General features: G+C 58.3%; 16 protein-coding genes and 1 pseudogene. 10 read left to right on the forward strand and 7 right to left on the reverse strand.

What is annotated here, in order from left to right; all coding sequences use genetic code 11:
- Window positions 1-9: 9 nt before the first annotated feature.
- Together LAB08_RS19190 and LAB08_RS19195 are read right to left on the reverse strand one after the other, a co-directional pair.
- A complete protein-coding gene (locus LAB08_RS19190; protein WP_096510211.1) occupies window positions 10-690 on the reverse strand; it encodes a phosphoribosyltransferase in 681 nt (226 codons plus the stop codon).
- A 150-nt stretch (window positions 691-840) separates the two neighbouring features.
- Window positions 841-2,202 carry an MATE family efflux transporter gene (locus tag LAB08_RS19195; protein WP_096510210.1) on the reverse strand — a complete coding sequence of 454 codons (1,362 nt, stop codon included), beginning with the start codon at window positions 2,200-2,202 and terminating at the stop codon, window positions 841-843.
- 441 nt (window positions 2,203-2,643) lie between these two features.
- On the opposite strand from LAB08_RS19195, the gene LAB08_RS19200 reads away from it, so the two are divergent.
- Window positions 2,644-2,916: a hypothetical protein gene (locus LAB08_RS19200; RefSeq protein WP_096510209.1), complete on the forward strand. Its 273-nt coding sequence runs from the start codon at window positions 2,644-2,646 to the stop codon at window positions 2,914-2,916.
- Between the two features lie 153 nt (window positions 2,917-3,069).
- Here LAB08_RS19200 and LAB08_RS19205 read toward each other — a convergent pair whose 3' ends face one another.
- Window positions 3,070-3,273: a hypothetical protein gene (locus tag LAB08_RS19205; protein WP_147432565.1), complete on the reverse strand. Its 204-nt coding sequence runs from the start codon at window positions 3,271-3,273 to the stop codon at window positions 3,070-3,072.
- A 576-nt stretch (window positions 3,274-3,849) separates the two neighbouring features.
- Between LAB08_RS19205 and LAB08_RS19210 the strand changes: the two genes are divergently transcribed.
- A complete protein-coding gene (locus LAB08_RS19210) occupies window positions 3,850-4,215 on the forward strand; it encodes a hypothetical protein (protein ID WP_096515299.1) in 366 nt (121 codons plus the stop codon).
- A 446-nt stretch (window positions 4,216-4,661) separates the two neighbouring features.
- Here LAB08_RS19210 and LAB08_RS19215 read toward each other — a convergent pair whose 3' ends face one another.
- On the reverse strand, window positions 4,662-5,156 hold the full coding sequence (locus tag LAB08_RS19215; protein WP_096510207.1) for a cupin domain-containing protein: 495 nt from the start codon (window positions 5,154-5,156) through the stop codon (window positions 4,662-4,664).
- A gap of 334 nt (window positions 5,157-5,490) precedes the next feature.
- Between LAB08_RS19215 and LAB08_RS30415 the strand changes: the two genes are divergently transcribed.
- Together LAB08_RS30415 and LAB08_RS19225 are read left to right on the forward strand one after the other, a co-directional pair.
- Entirely contained in the window at window positions 5,491-5,895 is a 405-nt protein-coding gene (locus LAB08_RS30415; RefSeq protein WP_096510206.1) for a hypothetical protein, read from the forward strand.
- Window positions 5,896-6,285: 390 nt separating this feature from the next.
- Window positions 6,286-6,558, forward strand: a pseudogene (locus tag LAB08_RS19225) (methyl-accepting chemotaxis protein); the annotation flags it as partial.
- A 114-nt stretch (window positions 6,559-6,672) separates the two neighbouring features.
- On the opposite strand, the gene LAB08_RS19230 reads toward LAB08_RS19225, so the two are convergent.
- Window positions 6,673-8,019, reverse strand: a complete 1,347-nt coding sequence (locus LAB08_RS19230; protein ID WP_096510205.1) for a hypothetical protein — start codon at window positions 8,017-8,019, stop codon at window positions 6,673-6,675.
- Window positions 8,020-8,189: 170 nt separating this feature from the next.
- On the opposite strand from LAB08_RS19230, the gene LAB08_RS19235 reads away from it, so the two are divergent.
- On the forward strand, window positions 8,190-8,480 hold the full coding sequence (locus LAB08_RS19235) for a DUF7693 family protein (protein WP_096510204.1): 291 nt from the start codon (window positions 8,190-8,192) through the stop codon (window positions 8,478-8,480).
- Window positions 8,481-8,489: 9 nt separating this feature from the next.
- Here the strand turns inward: LAB08_RS19235 and solA are convergent, their stop codons facing one another.
- A complete protein-coding gene (gene solA, locus LAB08_RS19240; protein WP_096510203.1) occupies window positions 8,490-9,668 on the reverse strand; it encodes an N-methyl-L-tryptophan oxidase in 1,179 nt (392 codons plus the stop codon).
- Between the two features lie 144 nt (window positions 9,669-9,812).
- Between solA and LAB08_RS19245 the strand changes: the two genes are divergently transcribed.
- Complete coding sequence (locus LAB08_RS19245) at window positions 9,813-10,394, forward strand: chorismate mutase (protein ID WP_096510202.1); 582 nt, start codon at window positions 9,813-9,815, stop codon at window positions 10,392-10,394.
- 106 nt (window positions 10,395-10,500) lie between these two features.
- On the opposite strand, the gene LAB08_RS19250 is transcribed toward LAB08_RS19245, so the two are convergent.
- A complete protein-coding gene (locus LAB08_RS19250) occupies window positions 10,501-10,686 on the reverse strand; it encodes a hypothetical protein (protein ID WP_096510201.1) in 186 nt (61 codons plus the stop codon).
- A 157-nt stretch (window positions 10,687-10,843) separates the two neighbouring features.
- On the opposite strand from LAB08_RS19250, the gene LAB08_RS19255 reads away from it, so the two are divergent.
- From LAB08_RS19255 to LAB08_RS19270, 4 genes are all read left to right on the forward strand, one after another.
- Window positions 10,844-11,134 (forward strand): type II toxin-antitoxin system RelB/DinJ family antitoxin, encoded by a 291-nt coding sequence (locus LAB08_RS19255; RefSeq protein ID WP_096510200.1) that lies wholly within the window; start codon window positions 10,844-10,846, stop codon window positions 11,132-11,134.
- A gap of 139 nt (window positions 11,135-11,273) precedes the next feature.
- Window positions 11,274-11,414 (forward strand): type II toxin-antitoxin system YafQ family toxin, encoded by a 141-nt coding sequence (locus LAB08_RS30420; protein ID WP_367115912.1) that lies wholly within the window; start codon window positions 11,274-11,276, stop codon window positions 11,412-11,414.
- Between the two features lie 265 nt (window positions 11,415-11,679).
- Window positions 11,680-12,084 (forward strand): hypothetical protein, encoded by a 405-nt coding sequence (locus tag LAB08_RS19265; protein WP_217910631.1) that lies wholly within the window; start codon window positions 11,680-11,682, stop codon window positions 12,082-12,084.
- A gap of 350 nt (window positions 12,085-12,434) precedes the next feature.
- Window positions 12,435-13,166: an SGNH/GDSL hydrolase family protein gene (locus LAB08_RS19270; RefSeq protein ID WP_096510198.1), complete on the forward strand. Its 732-nt coding sequence runs from the start codon at window positions 12,435-12,437 to the stop codon at window positions 13,164-13,166.
- Window positions 13,167-13,169: the final 3 nt, after the last annotated feature.

Here is a 13,169-nt window from a genome sequence, read left to right on the forward strand (position 1 = left end):
CCATCACATTCATGACGCGCTGTCGCCAGCCTCTCGCTGCCACGCCCGTTGCAATAGATCCATGACCTCCTGATCCGACGTCTGGGAAAAATCCATGTACCAATAACCGATGGACATCAGCCAATCGGGGATCAGCGGGCAGATCAGCTCATCCACTTCACTGCGCAACGCCTCGGCGGTTTCAATGGGGGCCACGGGCACGGCGACGACAATCCGCGACGGCCCGTGCTCGCGCACTGCATGGATCGCTGCCATCATCGACGCGCCGGTTGCCAGGCCGTCGTCGATCAGGATCACCACCTGATCCTTGAGTTGCAACGGCGCGCGGGATCCGCGATACGCCTGCTCACGGCGCGCCAGTTCCCGCGTCTCCCGGGCGACCACGGCATCGAACGCGGCTTTATCAATCGGGTGCGCCCGCAACGCCTGTTCGTTGAGAACCTGAATGCCGCCACCGGCAATGGCGCCCATGGCGAACTCTTGGTGCGACGGCACCCCGAGCTTGCGTACCAGCATCAGGTCCAGGCGCACCGCCAGGGCCGTGGCCACCTCATAAGCCACCGGCACCCCGCCACGGGGCAAAGCCAGGACGATGACATCGGCGCGACGGGCGTATGGGAGCAGCGGTTCCACCAGGCGCCGACCGGCGGCGGCGCGATTTTGCAGGATGGTTTGCGATGAATGATTCATTTGAAAACCTCCCCAGGCGATCACGCCTGTCGGTTAACACTTCACCCCACCCATGAATTCTCGGCGCGACGGTGGCCGGCGGCAAGCAGATCCCTGTAGGAGCGAGCCTGCTCGCGATGACGCCAGCAGCAATACACACCTCTCAAGCCCCTACACCAACCGCTCAATCTTCTGATGCTGCCAAATCATTTTGTAATACAGCGTCTGCAACGCCAGCATCCCCAGATACGCCACCGGAAACGCCATCCACACCCCTTGCAACCCGAACCGCGCATCCAGCAGATACGCCACCGGCAACTGCACGCCCACCACGCACACAATCGAAATTGCCACCGGCACCATCACCGCTCCACTGGCACGCATGATTCCGCCGATGATCGCCTGAAAGCCAAACACCAACAGGCTCCAGAGCATGATGTGCAACAGGTGCTCGGCCATGCTCCGCGTCCCCTCCTCGGTGAGGAACGAGCCCAGCAGCCAGTGCGACAGCCAATACCCCAACACCACCAGCCCACCGGTCAAACACACGTTGATCATCAACCCCGTGCGCAAAATCGGCCCGATCCGCTCGATGCGCCCCGCCCCGATCGCCTGCGCCCCAAGGATCGACGCCGTGATCGCAATCGACAGCGCCGGGAATTGCACGTAATTGACGATCTGCGTCACCGCCCCGTACGCCGCCGTCGCCTGGGAACCGTGCTGGTTCACCAACGCCAGAATCACCAACTCCGACAGCGACAACACCACCATCTGCAACCCGGTCGGCAAGCCGATGCGCAGCACCTTGCCAAGGATCACCCAATCCAGCTTCATCGCCGCAAAAAACTCCCGATCCGGCGCCAACGGATGCCCCTTGCGAATCAAGCGCCACGCCAGCCACCCCATCGCCGCCAGGTTCCCCGCCAACCCGGCAAACGCCGCACTCTGAATCCCCAACATCGGCAAGCCGAACCAGCCGCGAATCAACACCGGCGTCAGCGCCAGCCCGATGACGGTCGACACCAGCAACGCCAACAACGGCGAAAACGTGTCGCTCACCCCACGCAGCAACTGCGTGAACAACACAAACACCAACAGCGACGGCATGAACCACAACATCACGTGGGCATACGAAACCGCATCGTCCAGCACATCCCCCGGCGTCCCCAACCCCACCAACGAAGACCGCGCAAACACACTGCCCACCACCGCCGCCACCAAGCCGATCAACAGCCCCAACAACAACGTCGAGCCGGCAATGGCCTTCACCAGATGCGGCTCCCGCGCACCCCAGGCCTGGCCGATCAGCACCCCGGCGCCAGCGCCGAGGCCGATGACCAGGGCGATGAAGAAGAACACGATGGGGAACATGCCCGACACAGCGGCCAGCGCCTGGGTGCCGAGCATTTGGCCGATGTAGATGCTGTTGACGGTGCCGGACATGGATTGCAGGAAGTTCGACAGGACCATCGGGGCGAGGAACAGGAGGTAGGTTTGCCAGAGGGAACGTTGGGGTTTGGTTGGGGTTTGCATTGAGGGTCCGTCTCGGGTGCTGGCGTGTTGATTGAGGATAGCTTCGGTGGCTGAAACCACGGGGGCGATGAACATCTCAGGTCTGTGTTTGGAATGCCAGTGGAGGGAGGTGAAAGGTCTGAAGTTTCATCAACACGGGTCCTACATGAAGTTCGGAAGTGCTCACCTATCTGGGCTGATCTTGTGTGACTTATAGTCCACCCCGTCGCCCAAATGGCGATTCAGGTTTGGCGACCTGATAACAGAGAATGCGAGAGCTATCCGCTTAATTGCAGGTATCATCGCACCCGCAAAGCCGCTGTCATGGCGGCTGTGCGCGGGAGACCTTCGGGTCTGCCGGTTTCTCTGTTCCCGGTTCGCCAACCTGCGCACAGCTGCCACCCAATCGTTTGGCGACGACTGAGTGATAGCGACAAGCCAATCAAACAGAGAGTTTCAACCATGGAAAGATACATGCCTCTCACCGGAATCGACCTGGTTCCGGCCTCCCAGCTCATCGACACCCAAGCCCCACTCGACGTTCTGCAAGCCACGGCGGATTACCGGATTCGTGCGGTTACGCAGGTGCTGGAGAACATTGCCTTTCGCGCTGAGATTGGCTGCGACACGGTGGTGTTGTCGGACTTTTCCAAGCTGTTGGCCATTCCGTTGCGCGATGGGTGTGACTTGATGGATGTAATCGGGCGGCGTTTGCGGGCGCAGACTGCGGAGTAAATGAAAACGGGCGCCGAGCGCGCCCGTTATTTCCCCGACCACTAAATAAGCCCGCCCCCGGTTTTTGCTCCCGCTGTGACGCCTTGACCTTCATACATACTTTCGAGTCGCGATGGGCACATAATAAAACCCTGTACCGCTGGCCTGAGTTTCTTAAAACCGCGTCATGACTTCGTCCATAATCCGATTCTGAGTTTCAACACTTGGTCTGTGGCGATAAGCCACGGCGAAAAAAGCAACGCCTTCGTAGTCGCAGCGAATTGAAAACGTCATGCCTTCACGCAACCCAAAGATTGAGCGTTCCCCTGCGTCAACAAAATATTTCGCTTGTGTCAGAACGGCTTTGGCGTGCTCCATGCACCCCACTTTGCTAAGCGCGTGCTCTTTCCAATTGGTAGTGATACGCACAGTCGAAGTTTCACTGTCATCCTCAGGTGGCCGAATGATTTGTTTAGGGGGGGCGTTGCTGGAGCAAGCGGTCAGCCCCATTGTTACAACACTCACTAAACAACAAAAACAAAGTCTCGAATGCACAAGTGAACTTCGCATCATCAGGCCTCCCTATGACAACCTGCCATCAGTGAACTGTAGATTACTAATGCAATAGCAGATCTCCGTTTTTTTGCGGTGAGGCTGTAGACCAGGCAGGTCAGTTCGCACGAAGGACCCGGCCTGATCAGCCGGGTTTTTCATGACTTTTGATTGGCGCCTACGCTTCGATGGCTAGAAGAACACCTGATGCCCGTCACAGAGCAGTAGCCACTGGCGTACGCACAGCTTGTAGCAGCTGGCGCCTGCCGCTACAAAAAGTCCTGTTTTTGCATCCATTGACTGCATCAATAGTCACCATCAACTCAATGAAGTTCTCTTAAAAATCCTGCGGCGTAACATCTGCTCCATACCAACTGACAACACCCCCCGGAGCACATGATCATGAAACGCCAAACCATCCTCAGCATCGCTTTCTCGGTTTTCGCAGTGAACGCTTTCGCCGCGACTTCGACTCAACCTGTGGTCGCTGAAGGCGGCTCGGATCGTCTGATTGAAAGCCGTGTGGCTGAAGGTGGTTCGGATCGCCTGCTCGAAAAACGCGCTGTTGCTGCCGATGGTTCTGATCACCTGCAAGGCAATACCATTGCCTCTGACGGCTCCGACCACTTGCAAGGCAATACCGTGGCCTCCGACGGCTCCGACCACTTGCAAGGCAACACCGTGGCCTCCGACGGCTCCGACCACTTGCAAGGCAACACCGTGGCCGCTGATGGTTCAGATCACCTGAATGGCAACCGTGTCGCATAAACAAATCGCCTGACCGAAACACAAAAAAAACCTGGCCTGATCAGCCGGGTTTTTTCGTGTTCAACTGCCCAATTGTCTTTCGAAACGAATCACTACGACCTCACTGAGCCTTCGCAGAGGAATAAAGGGACGGATTTATTTTGGCTGGTATTTTGCTCCTTTTCATTGCCGAAAAGATGAAACACTGGTCGGCGCAATTTCTCGAAACCTTATTGTGAGCGAGCTTGCTCCGGACGGTGATCTGACGATCGCGGCGTTGCATTCAATGCCATTGGTGACTGAGCAACCGTCTTCGCGAGCAGGCTCGCTCCCACAGTTGAACCGAATACATCTGCGGGAGATTGGTTGGCTGTCTGGCCGCCTTCGCTGGCGAGCCTTGCTCCTACGTGGATTGGGTACATTCACAAAAGTCTGACTGGCTTGTAGATCGTCTTCGCGAGCAGGTGTCACTTCGATGTATTACGAGGATCATCATGGCTATCGATATACTCGATGCCCAGCGGGCCGAATCCGTAAACTTGTGAGATGTACTCTCCTGATCTGGCCCAGTGGAAGTGTGGTGTATTAGCCGGGAGTATCACCACGCTACCCGGACCATAAGCAACCAGCTTGTCCGGATCAAAGACAGAACCGAAACCAATATAGAAAACACCGGACATAACGGTATAGATACGATCTTCAGGATGTGTATGGGGCATTAGTTTGATGCCGTTTGGCACTTTGACTCGCACAACGTAGGGTGCTGGCTTGCTGGGGTCGCCAACCAGGACGGCCAGTTTTACTTCTTTGGGGAAAGCTGGAAAGCTGCGCCATTCCACCTCTTCATTATATAAAGCACCGGTTTTACCGAGTGGCAATGGTTGTGCCTGGACGAATGGCATGGCTGCACTTGCGAGAAGAAGTGTTGCCAGGAAAGTAGTTTTCATCGTGCGCTGAATCATCAAAGACACCTCAACTACGCAGTCAATAAATTAACATCGTCACCTGCACCACCCGTTAATCCGGCGGGCTTGATACAGGATCCTCCGACTGACTGTATTTGTGTTTTGCACTCCTGATAATGACGCTATCGCGCATTACAGTTGATACGCAATGTAATCAATGGCTGCAAAAAACCGGTTGGCCAAGGTACGCCATCATCACGCTCACCAGCGGCAGACCACTCGCCCTATCGATACCATCGATGTTCACCATCACATCAATGAAGTTCTCTTAAAAAATCCGCGGCGTAACATCTGCTCCATACCAACCCATTACACCCCGGAGCACACGATCATGAAACGCCAGACCCTCCTCAGCATCGCTTTCTCGGTTTTCGCAGTGAACGCTTTCGCCGCGACTTCGACTCAACCTGTGGTCGCTGAAGGCGGCTCGGATCGTCTGATTGAAAGCCGTGTGGCTGAGGGCGGTTCTGATCGCCTGATCGAAAAGCGCGCTGTGGCGGCTGATGGCTCTGACCACCTGCAGGGCAACCGCGTCGCCGCCGATGGCTCCGACCACTTGCAAGGTAACCGCGTCGCAGCTGATGGTTCCGACCACTTGCAAGGCAATCGCGTCGCCGCCGATGGTTCCGATCACCTGCAAGGCAATCGTGTCGCCGCCGATGGCTCCGATCACCTGCAAGGCAATCGTGTCGCCGCCGATGGTTCCGACCACCTGCAAGGCAACCGAGTCGCTTGATTGAATCGCAATATCGCACACAAAAAAGCCCGGCCTGATCAGCCGGGCTTTTTCGTTTTGATACGGCAAGACCGGTTGCAGTACGGTTGGTTCCCAACGCCACCCCGCCGATTCAGCATGACTTGCCTCTATTTCTGCCAATGTGTCCCCCGAACGACGTCGCCCGCTCCAAGATGATGGCTAACAGCTACGCTCTCCCCACTTCTCACAGACACCTCAACCAAACCAAAAACAGTCAATGACCCTGTGGCGAGGGAGCTTGCTCCCGTTGCACCGTTCCCGTACTCGAGCGCTACAAGAGCAAGCTCCCTCGCCACAGGGCCAATGTCTGACTTACCCAAGCACCATCCCCTCTGCCTCACTCCGTTCAGTGACACGGAGTCAGCAGGAATGCCCTTCCCCCCTCGCTTCCTTGAGCACTACCGCAAAGCCGACAGGATCATGCTGGGCCTGATCTGGCTGATGTTTGTCTTCGCGTTGGGTCTGGCGTTCTGGCACGACACGTTCTTACAGGCGCTGCTGGTGGGCGGTGGCACGAGTGTGGTGTTGACGGCGTTGTATCGCGCCATCGGCGGCACGCGGTTCATGCGGTGTTGCCTGGGTGTGGGTTTGATGGTGATGGCGGCGTTGCACATCAATCAGGCCGAGGGGGTTATTGAAAGTGCGCTTGCCTTCCACATCATTGTTGGCTGATCCGCCGTCTTCGCTGCGGTGCGGCGATCCGACAAGCCAGCGCCTACAGGGGATCAGGGGGGACCTGCTCCCGTGCAGCACCACTCAGTGAAAAATCAGACTCGATATCGCCTTGGGTTCAAAATCCTGGGTGGTCACGACCATCAGCACTTCGTTGGGGGCATTTCTCAGAATGGCGATTACCAGGATTTCATGCCCCCAGTCTGTGACGAGTGCTTCGGCTTTCGACCCGCGGACCGGGATCAGCCCAGTGGTCCAGTTGTCGCCATTGAGCGTGACGTAATCGTCCGGGTTGATACGCCCTGACTTGGCATTCGCCGCTTCCGGGTGCCCTTGGTCTTTAAGGCGCAGGCGCCGCAAGCGCGTGATCAACTCGTCATCCTGGCTGAGGACCCTCTTCCCCAGGAACGGGGCAAGTGCTTCTGGCAGTTGGTCCGGCGGCGCGGTGAGCCAGGCCTTCAGGAATCCCCGTGCATAGGCTTGCGCCTGCGGCGATGCGTTGGTCTGCGGATTCATCAGCAACGCCTGGAGTTTCTCATCCATCTCGATAGCCGGCAGCCAGCCCGGTTCCTGTTGCTCATACTCGGGTACGTTTGCCGGGACTGCATTGAGCGAGGGAACGCCACGGCGCAAGTCAATCCTGGGCGCCTTGAAGAAACTGTGGCCGCCGTCGTCCAGGCTGGTGTTTTTCGCGATGGCCTCGGCTTGGGGTACGCGCTCGGCCTTGAACCAGTCTGCTTTTTGCACCTTGGTCGACGCCCGGCAGAAGGCGTCAACCGGCGCTACCAGGTCTTTCCAATCCTTGGGTTGAGTACCGAGTGTCAATGGCGCTCGATACCGGAGCAAGAGGTCATAGGTGCTGGACGCGGCCATCGTGCATTTCTTCACGTCCATCCAGGTCTGATCCGCGGCGTGGGAGAACACACTGCCCTTGTCGACCGGGTGCGACCAGATCCAGTTGTCCGGGCACAGGAAGAAAGTATTGCTGACGCCCGCATGGGAAAAAGAGTCCTGCCAGCCGTGGAGTGCCTGACCGAATTTGCTCTGAAGATCAGGGTCTTCATGATGGGGCTCGACGATCATGCTGTTGGACTGCCCCATCGCATAGCGAGCGGTGGAATTGACCGGCCGCTCTGCCGGACTCGCCGGAGGCTCACGCTTGGCACGAAAATGAAGTGCCCGGGTCAACAAACTGGCTCTTGTATCCTGCAGGATGCAGAGGTCCCAGATAATGGCATGCTTGGCGTCGAGCATGCCGGTGTCGGTGAGTTCGTTTTGCCGTGCGATTTCCTGGCTTTGCAGGGGATCGAAGCCCGCTTGAGTGGCCAGCCAGTAGGTCAGTCCGTAGTGAAGATCGGATTCGTAGGCGTGAGCGCAAAAGCTTGCGGCTGCCAATGCCAGACCGAATACGATCAGTTTGATGGGTTTCATCTGCGCCTGCCCGTGCGTCGTCATCGAATCCCGTGGCCGCCGGGATTGCAGCGTCCGTGGATGAGTGTAGGCCGAATATTGCACCGGCCTGATCAGCCGGGCTTTTTCGTGCTCAACATCGGTCAGCCCTTCATCTATCCTGTCCCCCCGCAAACACACCGGAGACACCTGTGCCGCCCCTGACCGCCCGCGAGGTTTACCAGTCATTGCGCGACGCCGCCCTGGGCCTTCGCCCACTCAAGCGCCTCGAAGAGCAGCCTGAAGCCGGCCCGGTACATGTCGACATCGAAGGCTGGCGCCTGACCCTTGATGTGGACGGTGTGCACCTGCGCCACTGCCTGAATTGCCAGAGCCCGGACGGCCGGGTGTTCGATGGCGGGCAGCGCTACGGCACCGACCCGGTGGGTTTGCTCAGTACCTGGGAGCTGGCGCAGGTTGAGCGTTTGCTCGCCGCTGGATGAATCGACCGATCAATCCAGTAACCCGTCAAAGCGTTTTAGTGAGAACGCCGACAAGTCCAGCTCACTGCTGCCCTGCACGCACCACTGCGCCAGTGCCTCACCCAATGCCGCGGAATGTTTGAAGCCGTGCCCCGAGCAGGCGGACACCACCAGCGTGTGTTTGAGGGTCGGGTGTTCGTCGATGATGAAGTGGCTGTCCGGGGTGACGGTGTAGGCACACACCGCCGACTTGACCAACCGCGCGCTGACGCCGGCGATTTTGCCACGCACGTGGCTGTCGTACATGTCCCGGGCTTCGGCTGTGCTGATGGTTCTGTCCAGCGTGTCTGGCGAGGATTCTTCGCTGTATTGCTCGGTGGCGACCTTCAGGCTGCCCTCGCCAGGCAACGGCGGAAAACCATAGTTCGAGGCCTCGTCGCCTGAGCCGTGGTAGTAGATGAAGGTCGGCGACACCGGGGCGAAACGGGCGCCTTCTTCCAGTTCGAACCAGAACAGCTTCTGCCGACAGACCCGGAGCAAGCGGTCGAAGGGTTCACCAAGCAAGTCCCTGGACCACATGCCGGCGCTGATCACCACCTTGTCGGCGTGGATCGTGCGCTGGTCGGTGATGACGGTGACGCCCTGCTCGTGCGAGGTGATCTGCGTGACGGTTTCGCCCTTGAGCAGCGTGGCGCCACGCGCCTCGGCAAGTTGCAATTGCACCGCGATGCAGCGCTCCGGCCGGACGTAGCCGCCGCTGGGTTCGAAATACCCGACAGCCGTGTCGAGTACCGGGGAAAACTGCGGGAAGCGCTGGCGAATCTGCTCGGCTGACAACACCTCATGTTCGATGCCATTGGCTTTTGCCAGTTGCAGGGTGCGCTGGGTGAAATCGCTTTGATCGTTCGGGTCATAATCGGCACTGGAGGTCATGACCAGCACGCCGCACTGTTCGAACAACGACTCGCCGGACAACACTTCGAGCTCGCGCCAGATCCGGTGCGAGTTGCGGACAATAGGCAGGTACGCCGCGCCTTCGCCCACCGAGAGCCGGGTGATCCGCGTATCACCGTGGCTTGAACCCTGATCGTGCGGGGGATGATGGCGGTCAATGCCGATCGCCTTGACCCCGGCCTTGGCCAATTGATACAGGGTGGCGGCGCCCATTGCCCCCATGCCCAACACTGCAACTTCATACCTGTCTTCCATCTACGCCTCCCTGGGTAAAAACGACAAAGTCGCAGCCTGCACCAAAGCCAGGCCTGTGCGAAAGAGCCTGTTGAACTATCGTTCATCGGATTCGGCTGTGTTACACATTGCGTGATGCGCATCCCATGCCCAAGAGGTTTGCTTATGTTCCACTGCTCACGCTTGTCGCAACTGCTGACTTGCACGCTACCCGCTTTACTGGTTGCCTGTTCACTCACCAGCGTCGCCCACGCGGCCCCTTCCACGGCGCCCGATTCCTTGCGGCCATTGCTGGCCACCATCAATGAGCGCCTGAACATCGCCGATCAGGTGGCGCTGACCAAATGGGACAGTGGTAAACCGATTCAGGATAGCGCCCGGGAAGCGTTGGTGATCGCCAACGCCAGGAAGCAGGCCGTCGAGCGCAGCCTGGACCCGGATGACGCCGCCGAACTGATCGCCGCACAGATCGAAGCCAACAAATTGGTGCAGTACGGCTTGATCGCGCAATGGCAAGCGGCGCACAAGGCGCCCGACCTGCCTCGACCCGACCTCACTCAACTGCGGCCAAAACTGGATGAATTGCAGACCCGTCTGTTGCAGCAATACGCCGACTTCGTGCCCTATCGCATCGACCCGGAATGCCCCAACTGGCTGGCCGAACAACGCTCCGGCCTGATCAAGGATGCCCTGCATGGCCAGGCGTTGATCCGGGCGACCGGGGAGCTGTGCGTCACCGATCAATGAAGGGACAAACACCGGGACCTGTAGGAGCAAAGCTTGCTCGCGAAGGCGGCGCACTATTCAGCATTGATGGTGACTGACCCACCGCATTCGCGAGCAAGCTTCGCTCTTACGCAGAGCGGCTCACAGCTCTCTTGAAAACTGTGCGGCGCAATATCTGCTCCATATTCCAAAGCCCGGCCTGATCAGCCGGGCTTTTTTCGTAGGCGTTTAAATGAAGCCCATTTTTACCCGCCATTTCCTGCATTGAGTCAGGACGCTTCCCAAATACGATAAGGATCGGGCTGATATTCATGGCGTGCTTTAACCATTGAAATACCGGACGAGAAACTCAGCTACCAGTCCCGTTCTCGAACCGCCCATCAAGCTGAAGTTGACCCAAAAGCCCCCACTCAACCAGAATGATCGAGGTAGCGCCAATGTAGCTACAAATTAACAATGAGGTGATAACCATGGGTGCACTACTAAAAACTACAGACGTGCGTTGCCGCATCGATGAGGATTTGAAAGCGCGTGCCACTGAAGTTTTGAGTGCTTGTGGCCTGAGCATCAGTGATGCCATGCGCCTTTTTCTTCGTCAGGTGGTAGCGACTCAGGGACTTCCGTTTGAGGTACGCGTTCCTTCGGAGAAAACGGCCCGCGCCATGATGGAAGCAAAAAATATTCGTCAGCGGTTCGACTCGATAGACGAAATGCTGGGGGATGTTGATGGCGAAACCGGAGAAAAAGCAAAAACGCGCTGAGCTGCCCAAACAATGCGCACAGACCTCGGAATTCAAGAAATCGTGGGAACGTTACAAACGCTCCGGGCGCCGTGACATGAATGAAGTTCGCCAGGTGATGGTGATGCTTTTTCTGGGGGAGCCATTGCCAGCCGAGTAGCTGGATCATGCATTGACGGGGGATTGGGCTGGATTTCGAGAGTGTCACATCGGCGGTGACTTCCTGCTGATTTATGAACACACACGTTTCGACCTGCTTACATTTGTGGATCTTGGAAGTCATTCCGAACTGTTCAAGTAGCGCCGTATGCCGCCTGCTGTAGGCGTTTCAATTCGCCCGGGCGTTTGCGCAGCCCTGTAGGAGCAAAGCTTGCTCGCGAAGGCGATTTATCAATCAACATTGAGGGTGACAGGCAGACCGCTTTCGCGAGCAGGCTCGCTCCCACAGGTTTCTCCGGGTCATTGACTGCATCAATAGTTACCATTGACTCAATGAAGTTCTCTTAAAAGCTGTGCGGCGTAACATCAGCTCCATACCCACCGACAACACCCTGGAGCACACGATCATGAAACGCCAAACCCTCCTCAGCATCGCTTTCTCGATCTTCGCCGTGAACGCTTTCGCTGCGACCTCGGCTCAACCTGTAGTCGCTGAAGGCGGCTCGGATCGTCTGATTGAAAGCCGTGTGGCTGAGGGCGGTTCTGATCGCCTGCTCGAAAAACGCGCTGTGGCGGCTGATGGCGCCGATCACTTGCAAGGTAACCGCGTCGCCGCCGATGGCTCCGACCACCTGCAAGGCAACCGCGTCGCTGCCGATGGCTCCGACCACTTGCAAGGCAACCGCGTCGCTGCCGATGGTTCCGATCACCTGCAAGGCGACCGCGTCGCCGCCGATGGCTCCGACCACCTGCAAGGCAACCGCGTCGCTGCCGATGGTTCCGACCACCTGCAAGGCAACCGCGTCGCATAAACCCAACTGCCCTACCGCAGTCCCCCACAAAAAAACCGGCCTGATCAGCCGGTTTTTTTGTTGCCCGTTTTTAGCAGTCTCCAGAGTTTACCGGCTGACCTGGTTTGGTTGGATGCACGATCCTCTGTAGGAGCTGGCTTGCCAGCGAAAGCGGTGGGTCAGTCAACATATTTCTGATCGGATGCCTTCGCAGGCAAGCCAGCTCCTACAGGGAATCGCGCCAGCGCCCCCCTGGGTAATGGATATACCACCCCATTTCCATTCCTGATGAACAGCATTACAGCGGATTCAGGACTGTTTCATGCACGCTTTTTAAGCGAGTCTAAGGCACCCTCTCAGGACCCCCTGACATGAGCAAAACCGAAGCCCTGGCCAAAATCATGCTCGGCCCCCTATTGCTGATGCAAGGCGCCTACACCCGCCGGATCACGCCGAAATTGCCGGAGGCCGAGGGTGAGCGCGAAGGCCTGGCCGGCGATGGCGAGCCTCTGCGTCTGTTGATTCTCGGCGACAGCGCCGCGGCGGGTGTCGGGGCGTCGACGCAGGCGCAAGCCCTGAGCGGTCAGGTGGTCAGTCGCCTGGCCAGGGCGTATCAGGTTGGCTGGAAGCTCTGGGGGCGGTCCGGTCTTGATTCGCAAGCCTTGCTGGAACTGCTCGAACAGCACGGGCCGGAGCCCTTCGATGTGGCGCTGCTGTCCATCGGCGTCAATGACGTCACCGGTACGCTGACGGCGGATCAGTGGGTCACCCGGCAACAGCAGTTGCTGGCGATACTGTCCGACAAGTTCGGCGTCAGGCTGATCGTCATCTCCCCTCTGCCACCGATGCATTTATTTCCCGCATTGCCTCAACCGCTGCGTTGGTACCTGGGAAACCGGGCGACGCGATTTAACGGGCGCCTCGCTGAACTGGCAGATCGCACGGATCGCTGTACGCTGTTGACGACCCACCTGGCACCCGTGGCCGGTGCGATGGCGCCAGACGGTTTCCATCCGGGGCCGGCGATCTACAGCGCCTGGGCAGGCGACGCCGCGCAGGTCATCGCCCGGCACCTGGGAAGAACCCCGTCAGGCACGCTTTGAACA

Source organism: Pseudomonas izuensis (assembly GCF_002356535.2).
In the GTDB taxonomy this organism is placed as follows: domain Bacteria; phylum Pseudomonadota; class Gammaproteobacteria; order Pseudomonadales; family Pseudomonadaceae; genus Aquipseudomonas; species Aquipseudomonas izuensis.

Coding starts and splice junctions, on each gene's coding strand:
- LAB08_RS19190 (WP_096510211.1), bottom strand. CDS start 690: ATGAATCATTCATCGCAAACCATCCTGCAAAATCGCGCCGCCGCCGGT.
- LAB08_RS19195 (WP_096510210.1), bottom strand. CDS start 2,202: ATGCAAACCCCAACCAAACCCCAACGTTCCCTCTGGCAAACCTACCTC.
- LAB08_RS19200 (WP_096510209.1), top strand. CDS start 2,644: ATGGAAAGATACATGCCTCTCACCGGAATCGACCTGGTTCCGGCCTCC.
- LAB08_RS19205 (WP_147432565.1), bottom strand. CDS start 3,273: ATGGAGCACGCCAAAGCCGTTCTGACACAAGCGAAATATTTTGTTGAC.
- LAB08_RS19210 (WP_096515299.1), top strand. CDS start 3,850: ATGAAACGCCAAACCATCCTCAGCATCGCTTTCTCGGTTTTCGCAGTG.
- LAB08_RS19215 (WP_096510207.1), bottom strand. CDS start 5,156: ATGATTCAGCGCACGATGAAAACTACTTTCCTGGCAACACTTCTTCTC.
- LAB08_RS30415 (WP_096510206.1), top strand. CDS start 5,491: ATGAAACGCCAGACCCTCCTCAGCATCGCTTTCTCGGTTTTCGCAGTG.
- LAB08_RS19230 (WP_096510205.1), bottom strand. CDS start 8,019: ATGAAACCCATCAAACTGATCGTATTCGGTCTGGCATTGGCAGCCGCA.
- solA (WP_096510203.1), bottom strand. CDS start 9,668: ATGGAAGACAGGTATGAAGTTGCAGTGTTGGGCATGGGGGCAATGGGC.
- LAB08_RS19245 (WP_096510202.1), top strand. CDS start 9,813: ATGTTCCACTGCTCACGCTTGTCGCAACTGCTGACTTGCACGCTACCC.
- LAB08_RS19250 (WP_096510201.1), bottom strand. CDS start 10,686: ATGAATATCAGCCCGATCCTTATCGTATTTGGGAAGCGTCCTGACTCA.
- LAB08_RS19255 (WP_096510200.1), top strand. CDS start 10,844: ATGGGTGCACTACTAAAAACTACAGACGTGCGTTGCCGCATCGATGAG.
- LAB08_RS19265 (WP_217910631.1), top strand. CDS start 11,680: ATGAAACGCCAAACCCTCCTCAGCATCGCTTTCTCGATCTTCGCCGTG.
- LAB08_RS19270 (WP_096510198.1), top strand. CDS start 12,435: ATGAGCAAAACCGAAGCCCTGGCCAAAATCATGCTCGGCCCCCTATTG.